Raw genomic sequence first — 26,858 nt, forward strand, 5'->3', positions numbered from 1 at the left:
GGTCCCGCCCTGTATACTGATGCAATACTGCCTGAACGGCCGCGGCATGCATCCTGTGTATTTATTTGGCTCCCGCCGCCGGACAGTACAGAACCATCCCCACCGCGCACCGTTAAGCCCCTGACGGCATGACACGGGGGCCGGGCCGTTTGCCTGCCCCCCCCTGACGCCACGCGCAGGCCACCTGCCGCCCGGCGGCATATGCACCTGTCGTGCCCCCACGCAAAGGATGCAACCATGGCTTATGACATACATTCCCGCACGCCGCCCTGTGGTGTCGTGCTGTCTCCCCCGCAGCAGGGCACGCCACCGCATACGGCCCCACCGGGACATGGCGGCCCCCGCGCGGGTGAGGACGAGCCGGAATCCACCCTTGATAATGATGAAAAGATAGAAAAGACCAGCCATCGGGACACCCGGCGCGACAGCCCCGGCAGCCGCCCCGGGCCGCATGCCGATACACCGGACGCACCCGGCCACCCGACCGGCCCGCAGGGACAGGCACCCTGCTGAGCGGCACGATATGAGGCGTGATGGTATTGACGGCAGTGTTTTCATGCCCCGTTGCGCCCCACGGCAGTATTCACCGGGACAGGACAGTCCGCATGCAACCTTCCCGCGCATGATTTCTTTAATGAGCAGTATATTCTTCCCGACACGAAAAGGCATGAGCAAATGGCCAAGACAATCCGTTCAGCCCTGCTGGCAGCCCTTATCGCCAGCACCCCCGCACTGGCCCTGGCCCAGTCCGACATGCAGACTGGCCCGGCCCCCACTGCTGATTCAGCAGCATCACAGGTGGGCAGGAACCCGCCTTCAGCCACATCGCCCTCAGGCGGGCGCGTCGAACCGTCCGACAGGCTGTGGAACAACCCGCGCACCGTCAGTGAACAGCCGGGCACACAGCCACCCGCCAGCACTTCCTCCGGCGGTATGCACCGTCACGGAGGGGCCGAAGCCGGACGCAGCAGCCGTGGCGGCAACAAGACCCCCTCCCCCGCCGATAGCAGCGAACAGTAAGGCCCGCCGCCACCGCGCGCGTCCCTCCCTCATGCATCAGCCAGATGAGAACGGCCATGTCGATACCGTATGCTCATATGTCCAGCCAGCCCCCCCTGCCCCCGCCCGCGCCACCCGGTCCACGGGGCTGTCCCCCCATGGCGCCGGACAGGTCGCAGCCCATTGATGCGCCCTTCCCCCCGCCGCCCCCGCTACAGCACCACGGCCGCCCCTTCATGGCGCGCAGGACCGGCTCCATCCGGCAAGGAATACTGAAAATGCACAAAGATCCGCCCCCCGAGACGGAAAAGCAGCCCACCCCGGCCCAGAAGCACGAAGATGAAGGCCGCGATGAAGCGCTGGATGAAAGCTTTCCCGCCAGCGATCCGCCCGCGCAGGGGCGCACGACCGAACCGAACAGAAGGCCCGGCAGGTAGCAACGGCCTGTCGCCGCCCGTAAAGCCAATCCCGGCCGGCCTGTCCCACCTGCGGGCCAGGATACCGGTCAGGCAACTGTTCCCGAACCCTCCCCAACAGCCCGGACATCCAGTGTCCGGGCTGTTCTGTTCTTCCATATCCGTCCTATGACGGCGGCTGGCCATGCACCGTATGGTTACGCCTGTACAGGCGGGCAACCTGATGGGTCAGGTCATCGGCGCTGCGCAGCGTGCGGTTATGAAAGGCGCGTACGCTGTCATGTGCCGCGTAGAAACGCCGGGTCACCCGGTCCGCTTCCACGATGACGGTGCCGACAAATGTGCCGTCCACCTCAACGATACGGGATTCAAGCATCGGATTACTGCCCCTGTTCGGCTGCGGTCAGGGCCGCAACCTGTGCCCGGCAGGATGTCCGCCGGCTGTTCTAGTAATTGCCGCCCCACATGCCAGGCATCGGGGCATGGATGTTACATCGACCGATGCGGCACATTCGCATGGCTGGCAGGCACATGGCAGATCCCCCTGATCGGTATGACGCCACGACATGAGGCGCTGGAGCCGGATCATACATGCCGGGCGGGGACGGTCAACATATTATCTTTATGATAAGTGTTATTTTTTATATAACATTTTTTATGTTGTTATGCCCGCAGGATGCCACCCGTCAATTGCCAGTCCGAAAATTATATATTTATATACAATATGTTAATTAAATTTCTGGGCCAGACCGGGCCGCTCTTCACCTGTTTTATCTGAAAGCGCCCATCCTACAGGGGCTTCCCGTCATTCAGGGGCGCAAGGACGCTGGCACCGGTTAAATCCTTTATTTTTTGTTATATATTTTTATAACATTTTCATTCGAATAATTTGAGAATATGCGCTAGATTAATCACGTTACATAACAGGGTAAACCCATGCTGTCCTGTAGAATGACCTCTCCGCTCCCGCATGCATGCGACAGGCATGGCGCGGGCCATGGCTTTTTTATGCAGTGACCGTTTTTCACACCCGGCTACAGGCACCACGAATCCCGTAGCCATCGTGTTTCAGGAGAAATCCCGCAATGGCCCTTTTTCCCGGCTGGCAGGCCCCGGATTTCATGATTGCCACCCCGACAGGCCCCATCAGCTTCCATGCATGGCATCGGGGCAGCTGGCGGATCGTACTGACCCATCCGGGGGATTACACCACCCACAGCCTGCGCCTGGCCCTGCCGCAGATACACGGCAGCGGAACAGGGCTCCACCTGCTGGGCCTGTCCCCCTTCCCGCTGCCGGAACCGGAAACGGGAATTGTGCCCTATCCCGGCATGCCGTCGCTGAGCGGGCCGGGGGCTGCTGTCACCATAATACAGGATGACACGGGCCATGTCAGAACGCTGTGGCGGGGTACTGCCGTGGATGCAGGGCCGGAAGACGCCATGACGGACGCGCATGCGGTCTTTATCGTGGACCCGGTCAATACAATCCGCAGCACGATCATCTATCCCGTTGCCGCCACCGGGCGGGATTTTGATGAAATCCTGCGCGTCCTAAGCGCACTGGATACGGGTCACCCCACGCTGGACCAAGCCCGCCGCGCGGCATGACGCCCGCTCATCTCCACCTGCCCGATAGCGGAAACAGGACAATGCCTTTCCCTTCTGCCCCCATGGCCCCTTACCCGCATGCCGGTGACCTGCCCTGCCATGCGCCCTTCCGCCCGGTGGCGGTACCACCCGACTGCGCGCGGGCGGTCAGGCGGCTGGTGCATGCGCTGGCGGGGTTTGACGTGCTGATCGTGCCGGGGCTGGATGGCTCCCTGCCCCACCACTGGCAGTCACGCTGGACCCATATCCTGCGCCAGAACGGGATTGGCGTACACCGCGTAAGGCAACGGGACTGGGCGCGGCCAACCTACCGGATGTGGACGCAGACCCTGCGGCGCACGCTTGGACAGGCCCGCGACCGGCCTGTCATCATAGTGGCGCACAGCCTTGGTGCGGCACTGAGTGTTCGCATGGCTGCGGCGCGGGAACTGGAAAATGTGGCCGGGGCCTTTCTGGTCGCCCTGGCGGATGTCGCCCCCTATAGGGGAGCGGACAGGCACCGCGTGGCCGAATTCGCAGCGCTGCCCACAGGCAGGCTGCCCATTCCCGCCATGATGGTGGCAGGTCATGATGATGCATGGCTGTCCCTGCCACGGGCACGCAGCCTGAGCCATGCATGGGGCGCCACACTGCGCGACGCGGGCAGGGTCGGGCATATCGGCAACCAGTCCGCCATCGGGCCGTGGCCGGACGGGATGGACATGCTGGCCGATTTTGCAACCAGCCTGCCTGCGGACCATGAAGACAGTCTGGAGACGGTCTGAAAAAACAGATCACTGCTGAAAAAAGGTTTCCTGCCTGTCGCCTTTCCTGAACAGGGGCGACATGTCCGGAAGTTTTAAAAAAACTTCCCCTGCAATATTTACCCTCTACCGGATGAATACCTGAAGATGGTTTCATGGAACGCGGCCTGTTCCCCGCTGCCCCGTTGCGGCGGGGAACAGGCCGCCATTCATGCCGGCAGGGGAGCACCCGCAGGCTGCACGCGCAGCCCGTCGGCCACATGCGTGCCATCCAGCAGATCGCCCCCACCGAACAGTTTATGGCGCAGGGTGCCGGAACGGTAGGCGGTCTTGTACCGCCCGCGTCTCTGCAGTTCGGGAATGATGAGGTTCACGATATCCTCAAATGTTTCCGGCGCCACGGCATAGGCAAGGTTGAAGCCGTCCACGCCGGTTTCCGCCATCCAGGCTTCCATCTGGTCCGCAATTTCGGTCGGGCTGCCGACAATCGTCACACCCATGCCGCCAATCGCGGCATGACGGGCCAGTTCCCCCACGCTCCAGACCCTGTCCGGGTTCTGGATGGTCAGGGATTCGATGGCGGAATTGATGGCATCATTTCTGACATGCCGCACCGGCTCATCGGGCGAATATTGTGAAAAATCGATCCCGGTCCAGCCTGACAGCAGGGTCAGGGCCCCCTCAAGGCTTATATACCGCCGGTAGTCTTCGTATTTGGCCCAGGCTTCCGCCCGCGTGGGGGCGGTTATGATGGTCAGCAGCGAAAAGACAAGCGGCGCATGCGGCGCACGGCCCTGCGCGCGGGCCTGCGCACGGATACCGGCAACCGTCTTTGCCACGCTGGCGCGTGAGGGACCGGCAATGAATACGCATTCGGCATGCCGGGCCGCGAATTTCTGGCCTCGTGGTGATGCCCCGGCCTGAAACAGCACCGGCGTACGCTGGGGCGATGGCTCGGACAGGTGAATGGCATCAAGCGTGAAATACTGCCCTTCGTGCCGGATGGGGTGCACCCGTGACGGATCGGTAAAGACGCCGCTGCCGCGGTCACGCCGCACGGCATCACGTTCCCAGCTTCCCTCCCACAGCGCATAGACGACCTGCATGTATTCATCGGCGATATCGTAACGCGTATCATGGCCGGACTGCCGCGCCCGGCCCGTGCCCTTCGCCGCACTGTTCAGGTAGCCGGTCACGATGTTCCATCCGATGCGCCCCTGCGTCAGATGGTCCAGCGTGGACATGCGCCGGGCAAAGGGGTACGGGTGCTCGTAGGAAAGTGTTGCCGTAAGCCCGAAGCCAAGATGACGCGTAACCGCCGCCATGGCGGATATGAGCATGGCGGGATCATTGACCGGCACCTGTGCCGCATTGCGCAGGGCGGCATCGGGGCTGCCACCGTACACATCATACACCCCCAGCACATCAGCCAGGAAAAGACTGTCGAACAGTCCACGTTCCAGCAGTTGTGCCAGATCCGTCCAGTATTGCAGCGTGTGGTACTGGTCCGAACGGTCACGCGGATGCCGCCACAGGCCGCTGGCCTGATGGGAGACGCAGTTCATGTCAAACGCGTTAAGACGGATTTCTTTCATGTATCCTGTCCTCCTGCTTCCCGTTGCACTCAGTTGAAACCGATGGAAGCGCCAACAAACACGCCAAACCCATCACCCGGCTGCATGACCGAAAGCTGCTTGCCCGCCGCCTGGTAGCCCGGCACCACGATTGACGCATAATGCGTGTTGGCAAGGTTGTTGAAGCTTATGAAGACTTCACGATGCTTGTGCGGCCAGGAATAGCCGATATTGGCGTTATAGAGATGATAGGACGGTGCGAAATACGTCATGTCATACGATGCCCCCACCTTGGACGAGACCTGGGTGCTGAAACCGGCATAGAACCCGTTGCGCATGTCCAGGTGCACTTCTCCCTGATAGAAATGCTCGGGTATGCCCGGCAGGTGGTTGTTGCCAAATACGGAATCATGCCTGTAGCGGAAGTCCTGGTAAGTATAGGCCTGCCGCAGCGACAGTGTATTGCCCGCCCATTTCAGCAGTTCCGTCTCCAGCGAGACTTCAACCCCCTGATGCGTGGTGGGGGAGGCATTGCCGTAAATGGACGTGCCAGCCGCAAGCGATGCAGGGGTTGTAACCGTCAGCAGTTCATTATGAACGGAGGAGTGATAGTAGGTCAGGCTCCATTTATTATGGAAGTAATGGCCCGTCGTACCAATCTCGAACGTGGTGGCGGTCTGGTTGCGCAGGCGGCCTGAAGTCGCGTTCTCACCCGCTGCCGCCTGAAGCGGATAGGACGCAGCACTGTAGTAATTGCCCGCATAGTTGTAATTCCAGTCATTGGGTGGCTGGATGCTGCGGCTGACATTGCCGTAAATCTCGACATGGCTGTCAGGCTTGTAGCGAAACCCGCCACGCGGGATGAAATTGACGGAAGACGTATGCATGTCGCTGCGGTTGGGATAGGTGACATCGGACGTGCGCTTGATGAACGCAAGCGCCCCCGCCGCCGTAAGCCACAGGTTATGCGCCACTTCGGTATTGTTGCGCAGATGGAAATAGTTTTCCGTCCCGCCATACTTCACGTTACGCAGCAGCGTGCCGTCGGGCACCCCGCCAAACACGCTACTGACACGGATGCGGTTGCGCTGCCAGGCATCGATGTCGCTATAGCTCAGGATCCCGACCTGGGTGTCGCTGCCGTGGCCGGCCAGCACATCATGGCGGTCGTAATTGAGCACGCCCGCAATCGTCTTGTACCCCCATATCTGCGATGATGCGGTATTCTGGATATCAATCGGCGCATCCTGATAGTTGCCGCCTATCTCTATCTTGGATTTATCATCAATACGGATGGTGGTCATGGAGCCGTAATACTTGGTGCCCGGCTGGATACGGTGCGCGCCCCATGCATAATAGGGCGACTGCGCCTGCTTGGGATCGGACAGGATCTGGTCGCGTGTCAGGTAGCCGGGATAGCCATTATCCGTCTGCCTGTAGCGAAAGAAGGCACGGGTGGACACGCGATCATTGAAGCGGTAGCCAAAATTCGCGTTCAGCCCGAAGCTGGTGGCCTTGGTATTGTCCTGATAGCCGCCACGGTAGGAATTGGTGGCACTCAGGTAATAGTCAAACTTGCCATACACACCACCGGAACTGAGCTGTTCCTTTACATAGCCAAAGCTGCCTGCCTCGACGCGCGCCTGGTAGCGTTGCGCGTCATATCCGGTCTGGCTGACATAGTTGATCGCGCCGCCAAGCTGCATGCCGCCATAATCGAACGCATTCGCGCCGCGCAGTACCTCGGTATAACGCAGGCCAAGGGGTTCAAACAGTTCATAGGGCGTGCCGGCAGGTGTTGTGACCGGCAGGCCATCAAACATCATGAGCATGCCGGAGCGGAAATAATTGGTGCCGGTGGCAATTCCCGACCCACGCACGGACAGGCGGATCCCGTCACCCCCGCCCGATGACTGGGCAAATACGCCGGGCTGGAAGGACAGGGCATCCGCACTGGTAAAATTACGGCCCTTTAGCACCTTCTGCGCATCAATCACGCTGGTGGCACCCGGAATGGATGCCAGACGCGCCTCCGCCCGTGCCGCGGGCGACAGGCGGCGGCGGGAGACGGAAATGACTTCGGGCCGGGAAGCGGCGGCAACACTGCCAGCGGCCGCCGGGCGGGCCGGGTGCCCATGCTGGGCGGCGGGGGCGCCATGCCGCGCGGTCTGGGCGGACACCGTGTCCGCCGCGAATGCAGCGGGGGCAAGCCCCATAAGGTAGGAACCGACAACAAGCGTTGTGCGGTACGAGAGAAGACGGGGGCGAAAGGCAGACCTGTCAGACAGGCGGTGTCGGGCTATCCGTGCCATTGGGCGTAATTCCATGGGTATATGCATTTTCATGATTATTTATTGTGTATTTCCGGTTCATTTACTGGACTCCTAGCGTGTACACATCGGTTTTTTATCCTTGGGAAAATACTCGACGATCTTATTTCGGAACGGCACGGCCGTACTGCCTGTTGAACCAGACAAGTCCGGGCCGGCCCCCTTCCCCGCCCATGACAATATCCACCACATGGGCAATGACGACCGTATGGGTGCCCACATCGCGGATTTCACGGATGCGGCAGTCAAAACTGGCCAGCGCGTCATCCAGCACGGGGGCCCCGGTCAGACCTGCGTGCCACCGGGCCGCCGCAAAACGCTCGTTCATGGACCGTGAACGGCTGCTGAAGATGTCCGACAGGTCATGCTGGCCGTCATGCAGGACATTGATGGCCAGCACCCCATGCTCGAGAATGTAGGGATGGGCGCCCGTGCCGCGGTTGATGCAGACCAGCACGGTTGGCGGCGTATCCGATACGCTACACACGGCCGAGGCGGTAAAGCCATGCGGGCCATGTGGTCCGTCGGTGGTGACAACCGTAACCGCGCTGGCCAGTGCCGCCATGCCGTTGCGGAACGTCTCGACAGAGACCGCCGTCTCGTCCACCAGCCTGTAACCGGACGGTGCAATCATGTTGTTCATTATTGATCAGTTCCCGATATCAGAGGAAAACAGCAGTTCCGGGTCCGCCGGAACGGTGTCGTGCTGCGTGGCCCGGACGGGCTGCCGCAGGGCGGGGTCCATGTCCGGGTCGTAGCCGAACACGTCCCAGCGCGAGAGGCAGGTGATCACCACCCCTGCCAGCGGCGCCAGCAGTACCAGCCAGAACAGGGCCGGCCCCATCTGCGCGTTCATCCACGGAAAGGACAGCAGCACCAGCGTCCCCCCGATGCCCGACACCAGTCGCGCAACCCCTATGCCCATGCCGCGCAGTTCGGTGGGATAGCTCAGCGTGGGATAGACCATAAGCTGGCACCCCGGCCCGAACCCCTGCGCGAACAGGAAGGCGGCAAACCCGGCCAGTGCCGCGACAACGCCCACCGTGCCATGCGGCACGCCGGTCACGGCCAGCAGCCCCACCCCTGCGACCTGCATGATGTAACCCGCCAGGATGATGGGCCGCGAGCGCACGCTGCGCGCAAGCCTGACCCCCAGCAGCCCGCCCGGAAAGGCCACGGCAAGGTTGAGCAGGATGGAAATCACCACCACCTGCACCGCACTGGCATGCATGATGGAAACCAGCAGGGTGGGCAGGCCGAAGATGATGATGTTGTAGGACATGGCGCTGATCAGCGTCATGCTGCATACCAGCAGCCCGCGCCCCAGCAGCGGCTTTCGTACCAGCCGCCACGGGTCCGCCTGCACCACAACCGGCGCCCGGCCCCGCGCGGGCTGGACAATCGGGTCAACCCCGTAGGAGCGGCGCAGGATATCCGCCGCCCGCGCCAGGTCACCCCGGCGGGCGATCCATACGGGGGATTCACTCATGTAACGCCCGCGCACCAGAATGATGGCCAGCGCCGGAACCGCGCCAAACGCCAGCGAGGCCCGCCACAGCCAGTCCGGATGGGTGGCCGGCAGCACATGCGACAGCACGAACACGATGACAAAGCAGGCGGATGACGCGGCATACCATGTCGGGCACCATGCCGCCGCATGCGCCGCCTTGCTGCCACGTCCCTCCAGCCGCGAGAATTCCGACAGGAAGGCCATGGCCACCGGCAGGTCCATGCCCACGCCAAAACCCATGGCGAAGCGGGCGGCAATCAGGATACCGGCGGTGGGCGCCAGCCCCGCCACCAGGGCCGCGATGACAAAGCACACCATGTCGGCCATGAAGACGGCATAGCGGCCAATACGGTCCGTCAGCCACCCGCCTGCCAGGCTGCCCGCGATGGTCCCGGCATTCAGCGCCGCCGCCACCAGACCCGTCTGGAACGCGGACAGACCGAAATGGGCCTGCACATCCGTAATGCCCCATGACAGGGTGGTCAGGTCATACGCATCCAGAAACACACCCCCCAGCGCAAGCGCCACGACCATGCGCGCATGGCTTCCCGCTGCGGGACCGGCGTTGATAAGGGCGGAAATGTCATCCGCATCGCGCACGACGGGACGCGCGGTGGAAAACTGTGCTGTCATGTCGTTGCCCGTTCCTGATAAGGGTAAGAAACACCGGGGCGCGCAGCCGCAAGCGTGCTGATGATTACGGCCAGTTTCTCGGCGTAATGCGTGACTTCGGGCAGGCCCATCAGTTCGCCAAAACGACCGCGTGCAAGCGGGCCTGCCACAAACAGGCTGCCTTCATGCCGCCCGCCTACGCAGGCACGGCCCAGCGCATCCACATGCAGGCCAAGCCCCGTGGCATCCACTTCCACCAGCCCTGCGGCCGCAAGCCCCCCGATATAGGGCTGCATGTGCATGATCGCGCCATGCGCGGGGCCGGTAGTGGTAATGATGGCATCATAGCAGGCCTCCCACGCGGGCGAACTGCCATGGCGCAGGGTAAGGGCAAACTGCCCGTGCCGCACCCGTGCCGCCACCACGCGGGCGGCCCGAACATCCAGCATGCCCGCGCGTTCACGCGCACGCAGCACTTCATCAGCCTGGGGGGCGATGCGGAAGCGGTGCGTATCCCAGAACGGTCGCAGGTGGCGGATCAGCCGCCTGCGTTCCGGAACCGAAAGGGCTGCCCAGATATCGGGGGCCTGCGTGCGGATGCGGTCAAATACGGCCTGCCATGGCTGGCCTGCGTGCCGGGCCAGTTCGTGGCGTATGCGTTGCAGCAGATGGCGGGCCGTGCGTGCAGGCGGCGAGATGAAATCCCCCACCGGCTTCACCGCCCCTGTCGCATGCCCGTGCGAACGTTGCCCACGCCGTGAAATGGCCGTGACCCGGCCCGTATGCCCGCGCGCGGTCAGGCTGACAATCGCATCGGCCATGCTCAGCCCCGACCCCACAACCAGTACGCTGTCGGTATGGCGGATATCATCCAGCGCACCGGCCTGCCACGGGTTGGTCACGAGTATGGGGTGCTGGCCGGGATGCAGGTCCAGCGCACGCAGCACACCCGGCGGTTGCGGGGCGGGATGGCTGGTGGCAATGACCACGATATCGGCTGGCAGGGAAACACCCGTCGCATCGGTCACGATCCAGCCGCCATCGGGCACCCTGTGCACCCCCGTCACCCTGCGGCGCAGATGCGTCAGCACACCCGCATGCAAAAGCGGGGCCAGCCGGTCGGCCACATACCGGCCAAACACGGCACGGGCGGGGAAAACGTCGCCATCCGGCCGGGTGGCCGCCGGATCATCGGCCAGCGCGCCGGTCCCGCGTATCCAGTTGATGAAGTCATCGGGCTGGCTGGTATCGATGCTCATGCGGGTGGCTGGCACATTCACCCGGTGCTGCGGATCGCCAGCGCCATAGGCCAGCCCCGCCCCAAGGAAGGGACGCGGCTCGAACACCGTCATGCGTTTCGGGCCACCGCCATCACGCGCCAGATGCCATGCCAGCGCCGCACCGCTGAACCCGCCGCCAATAATGGCGATATGGGGGATGTGAGGGGAAGATGACATGGCGCGCCCCACACTCACGCAGCCCGGGTAGGACGGTGGTCACCGGCGATCGTCTCGCCAAACGGCCCCATGTTGTTCAGGTTTGACCGGCCACGCACGGGATGGGCGGTGGGCAGGTTGGGCAGGACCAGTTCACCGAACTGATAGGCTTCCTCCAGATGCGGATAGCCCGAGAAGATGAAGCTATCGATGCCAAGGCGGCGGTATTCATCAATCCGTTCGGCCACCGTATCGGGGTCACCCACCAGCGCCGTGCCTGCGCCACCGCGCACCAGGCCCACGCCCGCCCACAGGTTGGGACTGATTTCCAGCCTGTCGCGCTGGCCACCATGCAGCGCGCTCATGCGCGACTGGCCCACGGAATCCATGCGGGCGAAGACCGTCTGGGCCCTGGCGATGGTGGCGTCATCCAGATGGCTGATCAGGCGGTCGGCCACATGCCAGGCTTCCTCCGCCGTTTCGCGCACGATCACATGCAGGCGGATGCCGAATGATACCTCCCGCCCCTGTGCATGGGCCAGCTTGCGCACATGGCTGATCTTTTCGGCCACCTGCGCGGGCGGCTCGCCCCATGTCAGGTATTTGTCGATTGATTTGGCGGCGACATGCGCCGCTGCTTCCGATGAACCGCCAAAGTAAAGCGGTGGCCCGTTTTCCTGAAAGGACGGGAACAGCAGGCGGCCATCCTTTATGGTGAAGTGCTTCCCTTCAAAACTGACATCCTCGCCACGCAGGAGCGCGCGATAGATATCAAGGAATTCATCGGTGATTTCGTAACGCGTCGCATGGTCGGCAAACAGGCCATCGCCCGCGTTTTCCGCCGGGTCGCCCCCCGTTACGATATTGATCAGCAGCCGCCCGTTTGAAAAACGGTCCAGCGTTGCCGTCATGCGCGCGGCAAGCGTGGGGGACAGCAGGCCCGGCCGCACGGCAATCAGGTAGCGCAGCCGCTCGGTTACGGGGGCCAGGGCGGAGGCCACCACCCAGCTGTCCTCGCAACTGCGGCCGGTCGGGATCAGGACACCGTAATAGCCCAGCGCGTCGGCTGCCCTTGCCACCTGCTGCAGGTAGGGCAGGTCAACCGGGCGCCCGCCCTTCTGCGTGCCCAGGTAGCGGCTGTCGCCATGGGTGGGCAGGAACCACAGCACATTGATCTTGTCGGGAATTGCGTAGGACATGCTCATGACGCCTTGGAAAATGTTTCAGATGGAAAAAGCGGGGACGCCGGGGCGTGCAGGGCGGCGGGATCACGGTAGCGGCTGCCGAAATGCTGTTCGGGCAGGCGCGCGCGGCCTGCGCCAAACAGGCGTTCACGCAGGGTCTCGCCCGGCGTGTAGGCCGTACGGTAGCGCCCGCGCCGCTGGAGTTCGGGGACGACCAGATTGATGAAATCCCGCGCGGTCTCGAATGTGTGGTACTGGCGCAGGTTGATGCCATCTATGCCGTCGATGTCCAGCCAGCGCTCGATTTCATCGGCAATCCGGTCTGGCGTGCCGACAGCGAAGAAGCGCCCCTCGTCAAACGATGCGATCTGGCGCAGCGCGCTGCCCACCGTCTGTTCGGGATGGAAACGTCGGCCCATATTGCCAAATGGCACGCCCTCGCGTTTCAGGATGTCACCGATGCGGGCATCGGCAGGGTAGCGGCGCAGGTCGATTTCCGCCTGGGCATGCACCAGCGCGCCTTCCACGCTGTAATACCGGCGATATGTCTCCAGCTTCTTTTCCGCCAGAGACTGCGTGGTATCGGCAATGATCCCGGCCATGACGATAAAACGGATGTCATCGCCATTACGGCCATGGGCACGGGCGCGTTCGCGCGTGCGGGCAATATTGGCGCGCACCGCCTCGGTCGTCTGGCCGCCGATGAACACGACTTCCGCATGGCGGGCGGCGAATTCCAGCCCGTCGGGTGATCCCGTCGCCTGGAACAGCACCGGCGTGCGCTGCTGGCCAGGCGAGACCAGATGCGGACCCGCCACACGGAAGTGCCGGCCCGCGTGATTGATGGGCCTGACCGCATCGGGATTGGCATAAAGGCCCGCCCGCGCGTCATTCACGACCGCATCGTCATCCCAGCTGCCTTCCCACAGCTTGTACAGCACATCGAGATACTCATCGGCGATGGCGTAGCGCTGCGTGTGGGGGATTTCGTCATCCAGCCCGAAATTGCGCGCGGCACTGCGCAGATAGGATGTGACGATGTTCCACCCCACGCGCCCGCCGGTCAGCAGGTCGAGCGTGGCCATGCGCCGGGCAAAGGCGAAGGGCGGCTCGTAAGTGGTGGAAAAGGTCACGCCGAACCCCAGGTTTTCCGTCACCGCCGCCATGGCGGGCACGACCATCAGCGGGTCAAGATTGGGGATCTGCAGCCCCTCGCGCAGGGCGGCGGCGGTGCCATCGCCAAAACGGTCATAGGTGCCGACGACATCAGCCAGGAAGACCGCGTCGAACAGTCCTTCCTCAGCCAGTTTCGCCACTTCAAGCCAGTAGGACATCTCCCCGAAGCGGTGGCGGTTATTGCCGGGCGCACGCCACATGCCGTGCACGATATGGCTGACGCAGGCCATCTCGAACAGGTTGACATGCAACTGTCTGGCGCGCGCGCTCATGCCACGCGCTCCGGATGCTGCCGCGCAGTGTCGGCCTGCGGGGCGGCATCGGTGGTGCGCGCGCGCCACTGGGCGCCAAAGGCCGTGCCGTTGAGCACAAGGTCACCCAGTTCACGCTGCCGCTGGACCAGCGGGTTGTGCGAGGCCAGCGTGCGCGCATTGCGCCAGTGCCGGTCCAGCCTGCGGGTGGCACTGGTGGCCGACGCGCCACCGACTTCAAACAGCAGGTTTGCCGCTTCCAGCACCTGTGGCGCCACGATCTGCTGGGCCTGATAGGCCTGCACCTGCGCCAGGTCGAAGGCAGGGCCGCTTTCCTGCCCCGCCGCCCATGCCGGGAATACGTTCTCCAGCCCGGCGGCCACCTTTTCCACCAGCGTATCAGCCGAGAAGGACAGTGCTGACAGGCGCCCCACCACACCCTGCACCAGCGGGTCATGGCGCTGGGCCACCTGCCCCGGAATGCCGAAGGTGCGCGTGCGCGGGCGCACGAAGGCTGTGGCATCACCCACGATGGCCCGCCCGATACCGGCAAGCGTGGCCAGATGGAAAAGCTGGTAATAGGTGGTGAAATATTCGTTGGTGGGAAAATCGGCCAGTGGGGTGCGCCCCAGGATGTTCCCATCCGGCACGGCCACGTTTTCAAAAATGGTGGTGCCGCTGCCGGTCAGGCGCTGGCCAAAACCGTCCCAGTCATCGACACGGGTCACGCCGGGGGCCGTGGCGGGCACGGCAAGCTGGATACGGTCCACCCCGTCAGTCGCTACCGCCACGATCCATGAGGCATAGAGTGTGCCGGTTGAATAATACTTGGTGCCATCCAGTCTCCACCCCTCCCGCCCCGGCCCGGGCGTGAGCGTTGTCGCGGTGCCGGTGCTGTCCGTCAGTTCCGCCATGGCGGCCCCGAACAGGGCACCCTGCGCCACCCGTTCCAGCCAGCGCGCGGCCTGCGGGCTGTCGCCTTCATGCAGCCTGCCTTCGACAAAGGCGAAATGGGCGCGGAAGATCTGCGGCAGGTTTGAATCCGCCTCCGCCAGTTCCGCCAGCAGGGCAAAGGTCTCGGTCAGGGTGGCACCCGTGCCGCCATGCCGCACGGGCACACGCAGGGCACCAAACCCCGCATCAAGCAGCCAGCGCACCGCGTCATGGGCCAGGACACGATCCTGCTCGCGCGTGACCGCGCCTTTGGCAATCCGCGCGAAAATGGGGCGCAGCGCCTGTGCCGCCAGCTCAGTCCGGGGGGAAAAACCGCGTGTGGGATGGACCCGATCTGTCATGACAACCTCATCATATGGAGGATATTACTATTTTTAGTGAGTGTTTAACTGATCCAACATTAACAACCGATTCATGTGAGTCAATTATATAATTTACGTTTAATGTGATTAATAAAAAAATAAATGCGATATTATGCTGTAATTTATCGTAAATTATGGTTCTTTCCGGCAGGTCTGAAGTTTAACTTACTGTTTTTAAATTATTTTATTTAAGATTGAATACCGTTTTAAATTGTGTTTTGTTTTTCTCATGACAGCCATCCGCTGCCGCATCCATGACGGAAGTGGCAATCCGTCGCACCCTGCCATCTGATGGTGCGGGCAGGGCCTGCCCCTTTCCCGGTTGCGGTTATATTTTCCGGAACAGGGCTGCGGCGGGCTCCGTGCCGTTCGACCGGTTTTCCGGCGGCATGTTTTACGTTTTTTATTAGTGAATAAACCTGCCAGCACGAGTCCGGTGCCGCGCAGGTCTGAAAGACGGGACATCCGTCGCATGCAGGGCCCGGATGCCCGGCAGGCCATGGAAGCCGTCCGGCGCGCAGGCTGAACGGCCTTTTGGGGGATGCTGACAAGAAGTCACATCCCAAAATGCCTTTATGACGCGCCGATATTTCCAGGCAGGTTTTCAGGCCCACGCGCGGGGCCTGTGCCGGCGGGAAGGCGCGGGCGCGGGGGAAACAGACGCCCGGCCATAAAATGCCTGTCAGGCCCTTCGCAGCGGGACCTGTTCTGTGGCATAGACAAAAAATGCAAATGCGTCGCATTTATATATCAAAGCGTAACAGAATTCCGGCAACGGCCATGGATGCGCGCCGTCGCCCTGCCGTGCCGGCGTGGAACAGGCCGGGCAGTCTCGTACTGGCCTGCCTGCTGTCCTACGGCGTTGCGCATCTGGTGGTCATGGACATTGCCCGGCTGCCCGGCCCAGCCACCGGGGAGGCCACCGCGCTGGGCCAGATCATGGCGCTTGCCCTCCTGCCGGTACTCATTGTGCTGGGCTTTGGTGCCCATGCGCGCCATGTCGGGCTGTTTGTTGTGGGGGGGTGCGGTCTTGCCGCGGCCCTTGTCGGGGCTGTGCTGTCCTGATGCGTGAGACGCTGCGCACCCGCATGGGCTGGCTGCATGCCTGGACCGGTTTTGTGGGGGGGCTGGTCATGGTATGCGTATTCGTGACCGGCAGCCTGTCGGTGTTCGATACGGAAATCACCCGCTGGATGCAGCCCGAAGTGCGGGTGGCGCCCGGCACGCCCCTGACGCCCGCCGCGCTGGATGTGGCGGCCCGGATGATCCATGAAGGGGAAACCCACGGCATACCGGCTTTTCTGGCGCTGCCATCGCCCCGTTCCCCCACGCTGAAAGTCCTGCATTATGACGGGCGTGAATTCACGGGTCCCCAGCTTGACCCGCAAACGGGCGTGATCATACCGGCACGGCAGACGGCGGGGGGAGAGTTTTTCTTCCGCTTTCATTATACCCTGTGCATGCAGGGGCCTGCGGGTATCCTTGCCGTAGACATTCCGGCAATCGGCCTGCTTGTTGCAATCGGCTCGGGCCTTGTCATTCACATCCGGGCACTGCTGCCCGACATCGTGCTGCTGCGCCTGTCGGCCACGCGCCTGCGGGCATGGCTGGATGCGCATCTGCTGACGGGCGTGCTGTTCCTGCCCTTCATGGTCATGATCACCTATACGGGCGTGCTGGTGCATGTGGACAGGCTGCTGCCCGCCATTCCCGTGACCAGCCTGTGGTCGCAGGGCAGGCCGGTATCCCGGTCCACGGCCATCCGTCCGCCGCATGTGGCGCCGTCCCCCGTGTTCCAGCCCCTGCCCCCGCTTGCCCCCCTGCTGGCGGCCGCGCGTGCGCCGCTTGGCGGTCGTGAGGCGGGCTTCATCCTTTTTTCTCCCGATCACCTGAGCATCTTCGCCAGTGACGCATCAGGCCCCTTCCTGACGCGTGACCATGCCGATTTCCACCTGCCTGATGGCGCACTGCTGGCCACGGCCGCCACCAGCGGTTCCATCGCCCGCTCCGTGCAACTGCTGCATGGACTGCATTACGCCCGCTTTGCCGCAACGGGACTGCGCTGGCTGTATCTTGTGTCCGGGCTGTGCGCCACGGCGGTCATTGCCAGCGGGCTGGTCCTGTTTGGCATGAAACGGCGCCGTGACCGGGGGCATACGGTGGCCTTCCGCATCGGGGAAGGACTGACCATGACCACCCTGGTCGGGCTGCCCGCCAGCCTGTGCGCCCTGCTATGGGCCAGCCGCCTGCTGCCCGCAACGCTGCCGGGACGCGACGGAACTGAAATAACGGTATTTTTTACCGTATGGGGCCTGTGCGCCCTGCATGCGCTCACCTGTGCCGTAACCGGGCGTGGCCTGCGGGCGTGGCGCACGCAGCTGGCCATGTCCGCGGTGCTGGCGGGCGGGCTGCTGCCCCTTGACGGACTGACGGCCCCCGCGGCACTACATGCCGCGCCCGCCATCCACGCGGCGGTGGATGGCATGGGGCTGGGTGCCGCAAGCCTTGCCCTTTATGTCCTGTCGCACCTGCGGGACAGGGCGGCATGACCTTTCCTGTCGCCCTTGCCGCCTGTCTTGCCGCCTTTCTGTGCCATGCCCTGCTGCATGGCCGTCGCTACAGGCTGCCCACCCCCCCGCCGGGCCTGCGCCCGGTGGCGTATCTGCTACGGATGGCGGCCCCGCTGGGCGCGCTGGCCGGGGCCGTGGCCAACCATGGCGTGACGGGCGCACTGCTATGGTTCGCGGCCGCATCCCTTGCCGGGCTTGGGGCGGGGCTGCTGCTGGCCACACGACAGTACTGAACGCCCGTCGCGCCCTTCATCCGGCCCGCAGGCCTTTTACCAGCCACCCCAGCCCCATCCCCCGACATACCCCCCATACGGATAGCCATAATAGCCGGGATAACCGTAGACAGGATAATCGTAGGGATAGGGTGGCGGGCCATACCAGCCGGGTCCACGGTCCCAGCCGCCCCCCCAGCCACCACGGCCGCGATCCCAGCCGCCACCGCCACGCGGGCCGCCGCCACGCGGTCCACCAAAACCCGGACCACCATGGCCACCACCCGGCCCACCAAAGCCGGCACCACCCCCATGCCCGCCCCCACCGGGGCCACCGCCACCGGGGCCGTGCTGCGCGTAAGCATCAGCCGGTACCATGACCGGTGCCGCGGCCAGTGCCATGGCAACAAAAGCCACAGTCCATGCTTTCGTGTATTTCATTGTGGTACTCCTTCACCCTTAACCTGCTACACGGACACGACGAAACAGAGGCGGAATGTCACATTACTGTATCAGTATCACATTGATCCTGAAGCGCAGCCATGAAGAACCTGCATGTCATGCTTATGGAAAGATGGCAGGCGCCCCGCCATGGGCATGGCGCATGCTCAGGGCATGCCAGCGCATGGCTGGCATGGCGGACTGCCCGTAACAGCCTGCCACAGGGCACGCTGGATGACCCGGGGGGCCAGGGCCAGCCTGTCGGCATTGCCCTGATCATGCACGGCCCCATGCAGCAGGAGCCGTGCCACATCATGGAACAGGGTGGCCGAGGGGGACCGGCCACGCAGCATGTCCTCCACCGCCGGGACATACCATGGCCGTGTTGCAACGCCCCCCAGCGCGACCCGTCCATGGCGGATGACGCCGCCCTCCATTTCCAGCCCGACCGCCACCGATATGATGGCAAAGGCACAGGTGCGGGATTCACGGATCTTGAGATAGGTATAATGGCTGCCAAACGAGACCGGCGGCAGGTCTATGCCCACCACCAGTTCATTCCTGCGCAGGACGTTCTCGACCCACGGCGTGCGACCGGGCAGGCAGTGGTAATCCCGGATGCGGACCTGCCGCGCGCCACCTGGCCCGAACAGGTTGACCCGGGCATCCAGCGCGGCCAGCGCCACGCACATATCGGATGGAAAGGCCGCCATGCAGTCCGGGCTGGTGCCCAGCAGGGCATGCACGCGGTTGCGTGCCCCGATTGCGGCACAGCCCGCGCCCGGTTCACGCTTGTTGCAGACGGTGCCGATATCATAAAAATAATGGCAGCGCGTACGCTGGTTGATGTTGCCCCCGTTGGTCGCCATGTTGCGGACCTGCGGGCTGCCCCCTGCCAGGATGGCAGCCGCCAGCAACGGATAGCGCGCCCGCACCAGCGGATGGGCCGCCGTGCGGGCATTGGTGGCCAGGGCCCCCAGTCCCCCCCCCCCATCCGGCAGCGGCCTGATGTCCCCCAATGGCAGGGCCTTGATGTTGATGACATATTCCGGCTGCTCGACATCCGCCTTCATCAGGTCGATCAGGTTGGTGCCGCCCGCCAGATAGCGACTGCATGGTGGCGCCTGCACCACCGCGCCCAGCGTGACTGGCCGGCTGTATGCAAACGCCCTCATGCAACACCTTCATGTCTGGAGCGGCTCATGGATACCGGTTCCTCACGCGCCTGGCCGCCGCAAAGGCATGGACTGGCGTGTATGAAAGCCTCGATCTCCGCAGGGCTGGGGGGCTGTCCGTCCGTGGCCTGCGCAAGCAGGCACAGGAGGCGCGCGGGCAGGCATGCGCTGCACACCTGCGGCCCCGCCGCCGTGAGCAGGCGCTGCCGGATATGATGAAGAAGGCCCGATCCAGGGGGAAAAAATGCCTCGGCTGTCACCACTTCAGCATCGGGAACCGAAATGGCCAGAACAAGGCAGCTCTGGACAGGCACACCATCAAGCAGCGCGGTACAGGCACCGCAATGCCCATGATCGCAGCCCTGTGTGACAGATGTCAGGCCAAGGCATTCACGCAGCAGGTCAAGCAGGATGACGGTGGGTGGCACGTCCTTACGGAAAAGCGCGCCATTCACCTTCAGACTACAGGTACAGGCATTGCGCGTGGCGTTCATGCTACCTCGCTTGTGGAAAGGCCGGGTACAACAGGGGCATTTCCTTCAAAGCCCGATGGCCCCGAGGGTTTCCCCCAAAATGCCTCACCTGTTCTTGAAGCCGGGCGGCCATCCGTGCAGGATGGCCCCTTACGGCCTGCCGGCTGGGCGTTTGTTCCTGACCCTGCCGGTGCCCGTTCCTTCTTTATGCGGGTTTTACGGCGTATTCCAAAATCAGGGCATGCAGCCCGGCAGGCGACAGCGAAACGGTTTTCCCGGTGCTGTGATGGCTGTCCTTTCCTGGCCCCAGGGACACGGCGACATAAGGCACGTCACGTTCGGCCACCGGGCTGAAAACCCCCGTGATGGAAGGCCGGTGGTCACCGAAAAAGACCAGCAGGATATTCCTGTCCATGCCCGACAGGGCCTGCATGAGGTCAGCCAGCATGCGGTCACTGTTACCCAGATGGCGCAGATAGTTCGCAAGCCCCAGCGCCGGCTGTGAACTGGCGGCCCATGGCCCGTGGTTTTCCATGGTCACGGCATAGACCAGCACAGGCTCCCGTGCCGCACGGACAAGGGCCCCGATACTGTCGCCCAGCGCCATGTCACTTATATAAGGCATGTCGGTGCTGGCCGTGTGGGCATAGGCTTCGGGTCCGATCATCCGCTCAAACCCGCATGCGGGCATAAGCTGGTTGCGGTTGTAGAAACGTATGTCATGCGGATGCATGAAGACACCATGATACCCCGCCGCCTTCAGGCGGTTGGGCAGGGCATAGGAACTTTCCTGCGCGGCAGTCAGGAACGGGTCAAAGGCGCGAAAGCCCAGTTCGGCTTCCGTGCGGCCATACAGCACACCATATTCGGAACGCATGGTATAGGCGCCAAACCCGCTGACCTGCAGTTCCCCCTGCTGGCATGCCCACTGGCGGGCCCGGGCAAGGCCGGGCATGGCGACAGGCCCGACCGATGCGGGCAGGGGCAGACGGGCGGGGTCGGCAAATGACTCGCACTGTATGACCACCACCGCGTCATACGCCGCCCGCCCCGGCAGGGGCGGGACGGGCGGCGGTGTCCTGCTGGCCTTCCACTGCTTCCAGTACAGGAAGGTAATGCCCGGCAGGCCGAAGCGCTGCAGGTCCTGTGCCAGATCGGCGGCAGGCACCCATTTCGCCGCGGGCAGGCCACGGATGCCCAGCATGGCCATAACCGCCATGAACAGCCCGGCAAGATGGGGCACAGGTTCCGGCACCACGAAGAAAAAGGCGCCAACCACAAGGAACAGCATGAAAACGACAACAAAAATACGCGCATACCACGGTATGGAAAACAGGTAGAATTTGGGATGCTGCAAAAAACTGCGGGCGACGAAAAGATCGCTGAACAGCAGCGGTTCCCCCAGTATGCCATATTTTATATTGGATACGGATACGAATACGACTTCAGACAGGACCGCCACCAGCAGCGAGACCACGATATTGCCGGTCAGCGCCAGCAGCAGGCCAACCGTGAACAGCGCACAGAGCATGTCGATATAGACCCGCCGCAGGGACATGGCCTTTCTGCCATCCCGTGTCCTGATTCCTACGGTCTCGATCAGGGGCGCGACAACGCAGATACAGGCCACAGACAGAAAAAACATCATGTACATCAACAAAAAACCCTGACCGGCATCACATGTGTTCCCCGGCTGCATGAAAGGGACCATGCCGTGCGGGACAGCCACCGTTGAACAAGCCATCCCTCATGCCACAGCGGCGGCAGGGTTTCCACCCGCCGCACATCCGCCATGGCGCACCGGGCGACAGCATGGACAAAGGATGCTACGAAAGGATGGAGCCGCCAGACGCCAGCGCGCGCCACTGGGAACCACAGCCATGAAACCGGACGGATGGACAAGACTTTCTGGCATGCCAAATGGCAGCGCAACGAAATCGGCTTTCACGAGCCACAGCCCAATGCCCTGCTCATCCGCCATTTTCCCGCCCTCCACCTGCCGCGGGGCGCACGGGTCTTCGTGCCGCTATGCGGAAAAAGCCTTGATGTCCACTGGCTGCTGGCACAGGGGTATCAGGTGGTGGGATGTGAACTCAGCCCGCTTGCCGTCAGGCAGCTCTTTGCCGAACTGGGCCTGACACCTCATGTTTCCACCTGCGGCCGCGTGACCCGTTACATGACGGGGGAGCTGTGTGTATTCGCCGGTGATATATTCGACCTGACACCGGATATGATGGGCCGGGTTGACGGGGTATATGACCGTGCGGCCCTGATCGCCCTGCCCCCGGCACTGCGCGATGCCTATGCAGCCCACCTGCCCGCCCTTACCCGTTCTGCCCCGCAACTGCTGGTCTGCCTGGACTATGACCAGTCCTGCCGCGCCGGGCCGCCATTCAGTGTGGATGCCGCTGAAGTCAGGCAGTATTACGCTGCGCTTTTCAACCCTGTCTGTCTTGCCACCGTTCCGGTTCCGGGCGGCCTGAAGGGCATATGCCCGGCACGGGAAGTGGTCTGGCACCTGATCCCTATCCGCTGACACCGTGGCGGCAGGGCGTGCCTAGCGCGTCCCGCCGTGGTCGGCGCTGGCAAAGGCCTGTATCAGGGCAAGGAAGGCTGCCGGGTCCTGTGCATGCACCCAGTGCCCCGCATCCCTGATGACATCCAGCCGGTAATGGGGAAAAAGCTGCCGCATGACCGGATAATTGGCAGGCTGGATATAACGTGAGCGCCCGCCCGCGATGAACAGCGTGGGACCCTCATAATGCACGCCCGGCGCAATGGCAGGCCAGCCGATGATGGCGGGCATGGACGCGGCAATCTGCTGTAGTCCGATGCGCCAGCGCGGATTTTCACCCAGTTCGAGATTCATCAGCATGAGATCACGCACCGGCCTGTCCGCAATGACCTGCCCCAGCCATGCTTCCGCCCCGGCGCGGTCAAGATAGGCTGGCAGCGGCAGGGCTTCCAGATCGTGGGCAAGCTGGCAGGACTGGGCAAATCCGCCCTCCCCTGGCGCGATATCGGCAACGACCAGGCAACGGACATCCCGCGGATGCTCCAGCGCCAGCATCATCGCGGTCTTGCCCCCCATGGAATGGCCGATCACCATGGCGGGAAGGGCGGCATGCGCCACAAGGGTTTCATGCACGTCCATGGCCATGGTCGGGTAATCCATCATGCCATGGGGGCTTTTGCCATGGTTGCGCAGATCCAGCGCAAGGGTGCGGCGGGTCCCGGCCATGCGGCGCTGGAAAAAGCCGAAATTGCGCGCCTGCCCGAACAGGCCATGCAAAAAGACAACGGGGGGCCGGGACAGGTCGCCATTGTCGGGGCCAAGTTCGATCGTGTTGAGCAGCATGGGCGGGAAGGCTCCATTTTTATAATGTTGCGGCCAACCTTAAAGGGACCATGCCCGCCACGCCTTTCATATATCCGTGGGCATGGCCGTCAGCCCCGCCGGAACAGCCACCGCCTTGCACCATAGGCCATAATAAAGAAAAACGATGTGCCCAGGCTGGCAAAGGCAACCGGGCGCTGCGCGTGATCGAGCAGCATGGCGGCAAAAATGACCGCGACCCCGCCCAGCGTCATGAAATTGAGGGCCGGAAAGAACGGAATGCTGAAAAAAAGCCGCTGCTCATCCGGCGGCACGCGCCTGCGGATCACGACATAGGCCGTAACGATAAGCGAATAGACCAGCAGCATCACCCCGCCGCTGCAACTGAGCAGGAAGGCGAACACCGTACCGGGCGCCAGAATGGAGGAAAAGGCCACCAGCGCCCCCGCAACGGAATTGGCCATGATGGCATTGACCGGCGCCTTCTGGTCCGCCCTGCGCCGGAACAGGGCGGGGGCATCCCCATGGCCTGCAAGCTCCGCCATGACGCGGGAGGTGATGTACAGGCTGGAATTCATGCATGAGAGAATGGCCGTCAGCACCACGATCCGCATGGCGGGCGCCGCACCGGGAATGCCCATGACCTGCATCGCCTGCACGAACGGGGACTGCCCGGGCACCACATCCGACCATGGCACGATCATCACGATCAGCGCGACGGAAAGACTGTTGAACGCCACAAGGCGCAGCCCCAGCGTGCGCGTGACACGCCCGACATTCCTGGCCGGCTCGGCTGACTCCCCTGCCGCGACCGTGGCTATTTCCGAGCCGATCATGGCGAACAGGACCGTGGGCACGATGGATACCATCGCAGCCATGCCATGGGGGAACATGCCGCCCGCCCTGGCGGGATTCCACATGACCGGCACGCCGGGCGCGAAGACATGGGCAAGGTACAGCACGCCCGCCGCGATGAAGAACAGGATGCTGGCGACCTTGATCAGCGAAAGCCAGAATTCGCATTCGCCAAATATATGCACCGCCGCCAGATTGACCAGTTCCAGCGCAACGATCAGCGCTGTCGCCAGCAGCCAGACAGGCAGGCCGATCCATTCGTGCAGGATGATCGCACCCGCTATCGCTTCGCTCCCCAATGCGACCAGCCAGAAAAACCAGTACAGCCACCCCGCCGTAAAAGCGGCCGCCGGGCCATGGGCTGCGCGGATATAGGCGATAAAAGAGCCTTTGCCGGGGTTGGCCACAACCATTTCCCCCAGCATGCGCATGATCAGCATGACCAGCAGGCCAACCCCGGCAAAGGCCAGCAGGGCGGCCGGACCCGCCGCCGCGATGACGGCACTGCTGCCCACAAATAGGCCGGCGCCGATGGCGCCGCCAAAGGCGATCATGATGATATGGCGCTGCCTCAGGGTGGACACGGGCCGCGCCGAAGGCAGATTCCTGACTGGTGTCATACCGGGTATCGGTTCCTGAAATGGCAGAAGGGCAACCGGCGCCCCATGCTGGCCCGCCGGGGGCATGCCCGCCCCGTCATGCACCCTCCCCACGGGTCAGGCGGGACCGTGCGCGGGCGGGACATCACGGCCGGATCGGGACGCCCGGCCCCTGGCCGGACGGGCGGACGGTTCACCCCAGCCACACACCGCATCCGGGCGGGAACGCAGCCCCGCCGGTCAGAAATTGTTTCGGTTTCATTCCTGCCATAGGACAGGAAGCCATGCTGCCTGTAAAGGGGGACCATGCATGCGGGTAGGGTCTGCGCGAAAGCGGGGCGCCTGCACGCCCGTACCCGTGCCGCCACCCGTCCCCTCCACAAGCCGGCCCAAAGGTTGTATCAGGAGCGTCCCGCCGCCCGTAACCAAGTGGACCCCATTTTATGAACGCGCCCGCCCCGCCATCCGCCACCTTCATCCTGACCCTCAGCTGTCCCAACCGGCCAGGTATCGTGGCCGCCATAAGCCAGCACCTGTATGAGCGCGGCGCCAACATAACCGAAGCCCAGCAGTTTGATGACACAGGCAGCCGGCAGTTCTTCATGCGGATCGTGTTCGAGCTGGCGCGGAAGGAGGGCCTGCTTCATACCCTGCGGACACAGTTTACCGATATCGCCAGCAGCTTTTCCATGTCATGGACCCTGACCGATACCCGCCACCGTCCCCGGGTGCTGCTGCTGGTTTCACGCTTCGATCACTGCCTGGTCGACCTGCTGTACCGCTGGCGCATCGGGGAACTGCGGATCGAGCCGGTCGGCATCGTTTCCAACCACCCGCGCGAGATATTCGCCGATGTGGATTTTTACGGCATTCCCTTCCACTACCTGCCCGTTACAAAGGACACGAAAGCCGAACAGGAAGAACGGATCTGGTCGCTGTTCACCCACAGTGACGCGGAACTTGCGGTTCTGGCCCGCTACATGCAGGTGCTGTCCAACGCAATGGCGGCCCGGCTGAGCGGACGGTGCATCAACATCCACCATTCCTTCCTGCCCGGTTTCAAGGGCGCGCGCCCCTATCACCAGGCCTTCAGCCGGGGAGTCAAGCTGATCGGGGCTACCGCGCATTACGTGACCAGCGACCTGGATGAAGGCCCGATCATAGAACAGGATGTGGAGCGTATTTCCCATGCGGACTCACCCGATGACCTGATCCGCAAGGGACGCGATATTGAACGGCGCGTACTGGCCCGGGCGGTCCGCTTCCATATCGAACGGCGGGCCATCATGAACGCCAACAAGACCATCGTGTTCACGCCCTGACCCCCGCCGGGGCACCCGGGCCGGACAGGACCGCAACACAGCCATCTGATCCTGCCTACGGGACAGGGTTGCCCTGTTTGGATACAGTCCGTTACATTATGGATCGTAACGGGAAACCCATGAAAAAAATATTTCTGTGCACTGCCGTCCTGGCCATGACCGGCTGTGCCTCCAACCCTTCGGATATCGGCGCGCAATATGTAAGCCCGGAACCCTATCTGCAGCAGAGCTGCGCCCAGCTTGCCCATATTGACCAGGCCGACACGCAGGACCTGGCCTCGGCCGAGAAGCACCAGCGCCGGATGCATCAGTCCGATGAATGGGGCGTGGCCCTGATCGGCGTGCCGGTTGGCAGCATCGGGGGAGACCGGCACAAGGATATCGGCCGGCTGAAAGGCGAACTGGATGCCATACACACGGCCGAACGGGGCAAGAACTGCGTTGGCAGCTACAGCCCGGCCGACTATAACGGCATGCCCTCAGCCTATCCCGCCACGCCTTCCGCCAGCGGCCTGCCCACCGGTGTGGACCCTGCGGATGGCGCTGCCGTGACCACCGGTTCCACCGCCGCCCGACAGGGCGTCGCCACCCCCGGCACGACAGGCAGCGGCGTGCGCGCGCCATCGGATACGGGCTACAGCGCACCGGCCTATTCCATGCCCGCGGCGGGTTATTCCTCGCCTTCGTATTCCGACAACCCGTTCCGCTAAGGGCAGC

Annotated in this window: 26 protein-coding genes; 11 read left to right on the forward strand and 15 right to left on the reverse strand. The window is 63.3% G+C overall.

The window, feature by feature from the left end:
* Nucleotides 1-237 precede the first annotated feature (237 nt).
* The 3 genes from CFR78_RS05500 (at nt 238) to CFR78_RS16225 (ending at nt 1,436) form a co-directional block, all read left to right on the forward strand.
* Nucleotides 238-513: a hypothetical protein gene (locus CFR78_RS05500; RefSeq protein ID WP_007398078.1), complete on the forward strand. Its 276-nt coding sequence runs from the start codon at nt 238-240 to the stop codon at nt 511-513.
* A 162-nt stretch (nt 514-675) separates the two neighbouring features.
* Complete coding sequence (locus CFR78_RS05505) at nt 676-1,020, forward strand: hypothetical protein (protein ID WP_034930591.1); 345 nt, start codon at nt 676-678, stop codon at nt 1,018-1,020.
* Between the two features lie 257 nt (nt 1,021-1,277).
* Nucleotides 1,278-1,436 (forward strand): hypothetical protein, encoded by a 159-nt coding sequence (locus CFR78_RS16225; RefSeq protein WP_166498136.1) that lies wholly within the window; start codon nt 1,278-1,280, stop codon nt 1,434-1,436.
* A 145-nt stretch (nt 1,437-1,581) separates the two neighbouring features.
* Here the strand turns inward: CFR78_RS16225 and CFR78_RS05510 are convergent, their stop codons facing one another.
* A complete protein-coding gene (locus tag CFR78_RS05510) occupies nt 1,582-1,791 on the reverse strand; it encodes a hypothetical protein (RefSeq protein ID WP_034930592.1) in 210 nt (69 codons plus the stop codon).
* A gap of 709 nt (nt 1,792-2,500) precedes the next feature.
* On the opposite strand from CFR78_RS05510, the gene CFR78_RS05515 reads away from it, so the two are divergent.
* A complete protein-coding gene (locus CFR78_RS05515) occupies nt 2,501-3,025 on the forward strand; it encodes a thioredoxin domain-containing protein (RefSeq protein ID WP_034930593.1) in 525 nt (174 codons plus the stop codon).
* A gap of 41 nt (nt 3,026-3,066) precedes the next feature.
* Nucleotides 3,067-3,789: an RBBP9/YdeN family alpha/beta hydrolase gene (locus CFR78_RS05520; RefSeq protein ID WP_181417492.1), complete on the forward strand. Its 723-nt coding sequence runs from the start codon at nt 3,067-3,069 to the stop codon at nt 3,787-3,789.
* A 188-nt stretch (nt 3,790-3,977) separates the two neighbouring features.
* On the opposite strand, the gene CFR78_RS05525 is transcribed toward CFR78_RS05520, so the two are convergent.
* The 8 genes from CFR78_RS05525 to CFR78_RS05560 form a co-directional block, all read right to left on the reverse strand.
* A complete protein-coding gene (locus CFR78_RS05525) occupies nt 3,978-5,363 on the reverse strand; it encodes an LLM class flavin-dependent oxidoreductase (protein WP_034930598.1) in 1,386 nt (461 codons plus the stop codon).
* 29 nt (nt 5,364-5,392) lie between these two features.
* Nucleotides 5,393-7,558 (reverse strand): TonB-dependent receptor family protein, encoded by a 2,166-nt coding sequence (locus tag CFR78_RS05530; protein WP_034930601.1) that lies wholly within the window; start codon nt 7,556-7,558, stop codon nt 5,393-5,395.
* A gap of 217 nt (nt 7,559-7,775) precedes the next feature.
* Nucleotides 7,776-8,315, reverse strand: coding sequence for a flavin reductase (locus tag CFR78_RS05535; protein WP_034930604.1), 540 nt, complete (start codon nt 8,313-8,315; stop codon nt 7,776-7,778).
* Between the two features lie 6 nt (nt 8,316-8,321).
* Complete coding sequence (locus tag CFR78_RS05540) at nt 8,322-9,815, reverse strand: MFS transporter (RefSeq protein WP_034930605.1); 1,494 nt, start codon at nt 9,813-9,815, stop codon at nt 8,322-8,324.
* On the reverse strand, nt 9,812-11,251 hold the full coding sequence (locus CFR78_RS05545) for an FAD/NAD(P)-binding protein (protein WP_034930618.1): 1,440 nt from the start codon (nt 11,249-11,251) through the stop codon (nt 9,812-9,814). Before CFR78_RS05545 ends, CFR78_RS05540 begins: the two co-directional genes overlap by 4 nt.
* A gap of 14 nt (nt 11,252-11,265) precedes the next feature.
* Nucleotides 11,266-12,429, reverse strand: a complete 1,164-nt coding sequence (gene ssuD / locus CFR78_RS05550; RefSeq protein WP_007398069.1) for an FMNH2-dependent alkanesulfonate monooxygenase — start codon at nt 12,427-12,429, stop codon at nt 11,266-11,268.
* 2 nt (nt 12,430-12,431) lie between these two features.
* A complete protein-coding gene (locus CFR78_RS05555; protein WP_007398068.1) occupies nt 12,432-13,862 on the reverse strand; it encodes an LLM class flavin-dependent oxidoreductase in 1,431 nt (476 codons plus the stop codon).
* Nucleotides 13,859-15,136 carry an acyl-CoA dehydrogenase family protein gene (locus tag CFR78_RS05560; protein WP_034930607.1) on the reverse strand — a complete coding sequence of 426 codons (1,278 nt, stop codon included), beginning with the start codon at nt 15,134-15,136 and terminating at the stop codon, nt 13,859-13,861. Before CFR78_RS05560 ends, CFR78_RS05555 begins: the two co-directional genes overlap by 4 nt.
* A gap of 801 nt (nt 15,137-15,937) precedes the next feature.
* On the opposite strand from CFR78_RS05560, the gene CFR78_RS05565 reads away from it, so the two are divergent.
* From CFR78_RS05565 to CFR78_RS05575, 3 genes are read left to right on the forward strand one after another with little or no spacing between them, the layout of a single operon-like run.
* A complete protein-coding gene (locus tag CFR78_RS05565) occupies nt 15,938-16,222 on the forward strand; it encodes a hypothetical protein (RefSeq protein ID WP_051672060.1) in 285 nt (94 codons plus the stop codon).
* Nucleotides 16,222-17,706: a PepSY-associated TM helix domain-containing protein gene (locus CFR78_RS05570; RefSeq protein WP_007398062.1), complete on the forward strand. Its 1,485-nt coding sequence runs from the start codon at nt 16,222-16,224 to the stop codon at nt 17,704-17,706. Before CFR78_RS05565 ends, CFR78_RS05570 begins: the two co-directional genes overlap by 1 nt.
* On the forward strand, nt 17,703-17,960 hold the full coding sequence (locus CFR78_RS05575) for a hypothetical protein (RefSeq protein ID WP_110581013.1): 258 nt from the start codon (nt 17,703-17,705) through the stop codon (nt 17,958-17,960). The genes CFR78_RS05570 and CFR78_RS05575 overlap by 4 nt, the downstream gene beginning before the upstream one ends.
* 36 nt (nt 17,961-17,996) lie before the next feature.
* On the opposite strand, the gene CFR78_RS05580 is transcribed toward CFR78_RS05575, so the two are convergent.
* The 4 genes from CFR78_RS05580 to CFR78_RS05595 form a co-directional block, all read right to left on the reverse strand.
* On the reverse strand, nt 17,997-18,380 hold the full coding sequence (locus tag CFR78_RS05580) for a hypothetical protein (RefSeq protein ID WP_051672061.1): 384 nt from the start codon (nt 18,378-18,380) through the stop codon (nt 17,997-17,999).
* Nucleotides 18,381-18,547: 167 nt separating this feature from the next.
* The gene (locus tag CFR78_RS05585; protein ID WP_110581014.1) at nt 18,548-19,555 is read right to left on the reverse strand and encodes an FAD binding domain-containing protein; all 1,008 of its coding nucleotides are present in this window, start codon (nt 19,553-19,555) and stop codon (nt 18,548-18,550) included.
* Complete coding sequence (locus CFR78_RS05590; protein ID WP_110581015.1) at nt 19,552-20,049, reverse strand: (2Fe-2S)-binding protein; 498 nt, start codon at nt 20,047-20,049, stop codon at nt 19,552-19,554. Before CFR78_RS05590 ends, CFR78_RS05585 begins: the two co-directional genes overlap by 4 nt.
* 184 nt (nt 20,050-20,233) lie before the next feature.
* Nucleotides 20,234-21,586, reverse strand: a complete 1,353-nt coding sequence (locus CFR78_RS05595; protein WP_240471477.1) for an LTA synthase family protein — start codon at nt 21,584-21,586, stop codon at nt 20,234-20,236.
* A gap of 336 nt (nt 21,587-21,922) precedes the next feature.
* Between CFR78_RS05595 and tmpT the strand changes: the two genes are divergently transcribed.
* Nucleotides 21,923-22,564, forward strand: coding sequence for a thiopurine S-methyltransferase (gene tmpT, locus CFR78_RS05600; RefSeq protein ID WP_034932579.1), 642 nt, complete (start codon nt 21,923-21,925; stop codon nt 22,562-22,564).
* Between the two features lie 21 nt (nt 22,565-22,585).
* Here tmpT and CFR78_RS05605 read toward each other — a convergent pair whose 3' ends face one another.
* Both CFR78_RS05605 and CFR78_RS05610 read right to left on the reverse strand, forming a co-directional pair.
* Complete coding sequence (locus CFR78_RS05605) at nt 22,586-23,386, reverse strand: alpha/beta fold hydrolase (RefSeq protein WP_110581016.1); 801 nt, start codon at nt 23,384-23,386, stop codon at nt 22,586-22,588.
* Between the two features lie 89 nt (nt 23,387-23,475).
* Nucleotides 23,476-24,840, reverse strand: coding sequence for an amino acid permease (locus tag CFR78_RS05610; protein WP_034932587.1), 1,365 nt, complete (start codon nt 24,838-24,840; stop codon nt 23,476-23,478).
* 422 nt (nt 24,841-25,262) lie between these two features.
* Between CFR78_RS05610 and purU the strand changes: the two genes are divergently transcribed.
* Both purU and CFR78_RS05620 read left to right on the forward strand, forming a co-directional pair.
* On the forward strand, nt 25,263-26,141 hold the full coding sequence (gene purU / locus CFR78_RS05615; protein ID WP_007398050.1) for a formyltetrahydrofolate deformylase: 879 nt from the start codon (nt 25,263-25,265) through the stop codon (nt 26,139-26,141).
* Between the two features lie 119 nt (nt 26,142-26,260).
* Entirely contained in the window at nt 26,261-26,851 is a 591-nt protein-coding gene (locus tag CFR78_RS05620; RefSeq protein ID WP_034932581.1) for a hypothetical protein, read from the forward strand.
* Nucleotides 26,852-26,858 lie beyond the last annotated feature (7 nt).

It is taken from the genome of Komagataeibacter rhaeticus, from assembly GCF_003207855.1.
Taxonomy (GTDB): domain Bacteria; phylum Pseudomonadota; class Alphaproteobacteria; order Acetobacterales; family Acetobacteraceae; genus Komagataeibacter; species Komagataeibacter rhaeticus.

Bases quoted from the DNA above. Each gene is read 5' to 3' on its own strand.
- CFR78_RS05520 (WP_181417492.1), top strand. From the start codon at position 3,067: ATGCCTTTCCCTTCTGCCCCCATGGCCCCTTACCCGCATGCCGGTGAC.
- tmpT (WP_034932579.1), top strand. From the start codon at position 21,923: ATGGACAAGACTTTCTGGCATGCCAAATGGCAGCGCAACGAAATCGGC.
- CFR78_RS05620 (WP_034932581.1), top strand. From the start codon at position 26,261: ATGAAAAAAATATTTCTGTGCACTGCCGTCCTGGCCATGACCGGCTGT.
- CFR78_RS05505 (WP_034930591.1), top strand. From the start codon at position 676: ATGGCCAAGACAATCCGTTCAGCCCTGCTGGCAGCCCTTATCGCCAGC.
- CFR78_RS05540 (WP_034930605.1), bottom strand. From the start codon at position 9,815: ATGACAGCACAGTTTTCCACCGCGCGTCCCGTCGTGCGCGATGCGGAT.
- CFR78_RS05515 (WP_034930593.1), top strand. From the start codon at position 2,501: ATGGCCCTTTTTCCCGGCTGGCAGGCCCCGGATTTCATGATTGCCACC.
- CFR78_RS05575 (WP_110581013.1), top strand. From the start codon at position 17,703: ATGACCTTTCCTGTCGCCCTTGCCGCCTGTCTTGCCGCCTTTCTGTGC.
- CFR78_RS05530 (WP_034930601.1), bottom strand. From the start codon at position 7,558: ATGGGGCTTGCCCCCGCTGCATTCGCGGCGGACACGGTGTCCGCCCAG.
- CFR78_RS05590 (WP_110581015.1), bottom strand. From the start codon at position 20,049: ATGAACGCCACGCGCAATGCCTGTACCTGTAGTCTGAAGGTGAATGGC.
- CFR78_RS05545 (WP_034930618.1), bottom strand. From the start codon at position 11,251: ATGTCATCTTCCCCTCACATCCCCCATATCGCCATTATTGGCGGCGGG.
- CFR78_RS05610 (WP_034932587.1), bottom strand. From the start codon at position 24,840: ATGACACCAGTCAGGAATCTGCCTTCGGCGCGGCCCGTGTCCACCCTG.
- CFR78_RS05560 (WP_034930607.1), bottom strand. From the start codon at position 15,136: ATGACAGATCGGGTCCATCCCACACGCGGTTTTTCCCCCCGGACTGAG.
- CFR78_RS05525 (WP_034930598.1), bottom strand. From the start codon at position 5,363: ATGAAAGAAATCCGTCTTAACGCGTTTGACATGAACTGCGTCTCCCAT.
- CFR78_RS05570 (WP_007398062.1), top strand. From the start codon at position 16,222: ATGCGTGAGACGCTGCGCACCCGCATGGGCTGGCTGCATGCCTGGACC.
- CFR78_RS05585 (WP_110581014.1), bottom strand. From the start codon at position 19,555: ATGAGGGCGTTTGCATACAGCCGGCCAGTCACGCTGGGCGCGGTGGTG.
- CFR78_RS05500 (WP_007398078.1), top strand. From the start codon at position 238: ATGGCTTATGACATACATTCCCGCACGCCGCCCTGTGGTGTCGTGCTG.
- CFR78_RS05565 (WP_051672060.1), top strand. From the start codon at position 15,938: ATGGATGCGCGCCGTCGCCCTGCCGTGCCGGCGTGGAACAGGCCGGGC.
- CFR78_RS05555 (WP_007398068.1), bottom strand. From the start codon at position 13,862: ATGAGCGCGCGCGCCAGACAGTTGCATGTCAACCTGTTCGAGATGGCC.
- purU (WP_007398050.1), top strand. From the start codon at position 25,263: ATGAACGCGCCCGCCCCGCCATCCGCCACCTTCATCCTGACCCTCAGC.
- CFR78_RS05595 (WP_240471477.1), bottom strand. From the start codon at position 21,586: ATGTCCCTGCGGCGGGTCTATATCGACATGCTCTGTGCGCTGTTCACG.
- CFR78_RS05580 (WP_051672061.1), bottom strand. From the start codon at position 18,380: ATGAAATACACGAAAGCATGGACTGTGGCTTTTGTTGCCATGGCACTG.
- ssuD (WP_007398069.1), bottom strand. From the start codon at position 12,429: ATGTCCTACGCAATTCCCGACAAGATCAATGTGCTGTGGTTCCTGCCC.
- CFR78_RS16225 (WP_166498136.1), top strand. From the start codon at position 1,278: ATGCACAAAGATCCGCCCCCCGAGACGGAAAAGCAGCCCACCCCGGCC.
- CFR78_RS05510 (WP_034930592.1), bottom strand. From the start codon at position 1,791: ATGCTTGAATCCCGTATCGTTGAGGTGGACGGCACATTTGTCGGCACC.
- CFR78_RS05535 (WP_034930604.1), bottom strand. From the start codon at position 8,315: ATGAACAACATGATTGCACCGTCCGGTTACAGGCTGGTGGACGAGACG.
- CFR78_RS05605 (WP_110581016.1), bottom strand. From the start codon at position 23,386: ATGCTGCTCAACACGATCGAACTTGGCCCCGACAATGGCGACCTGTCC.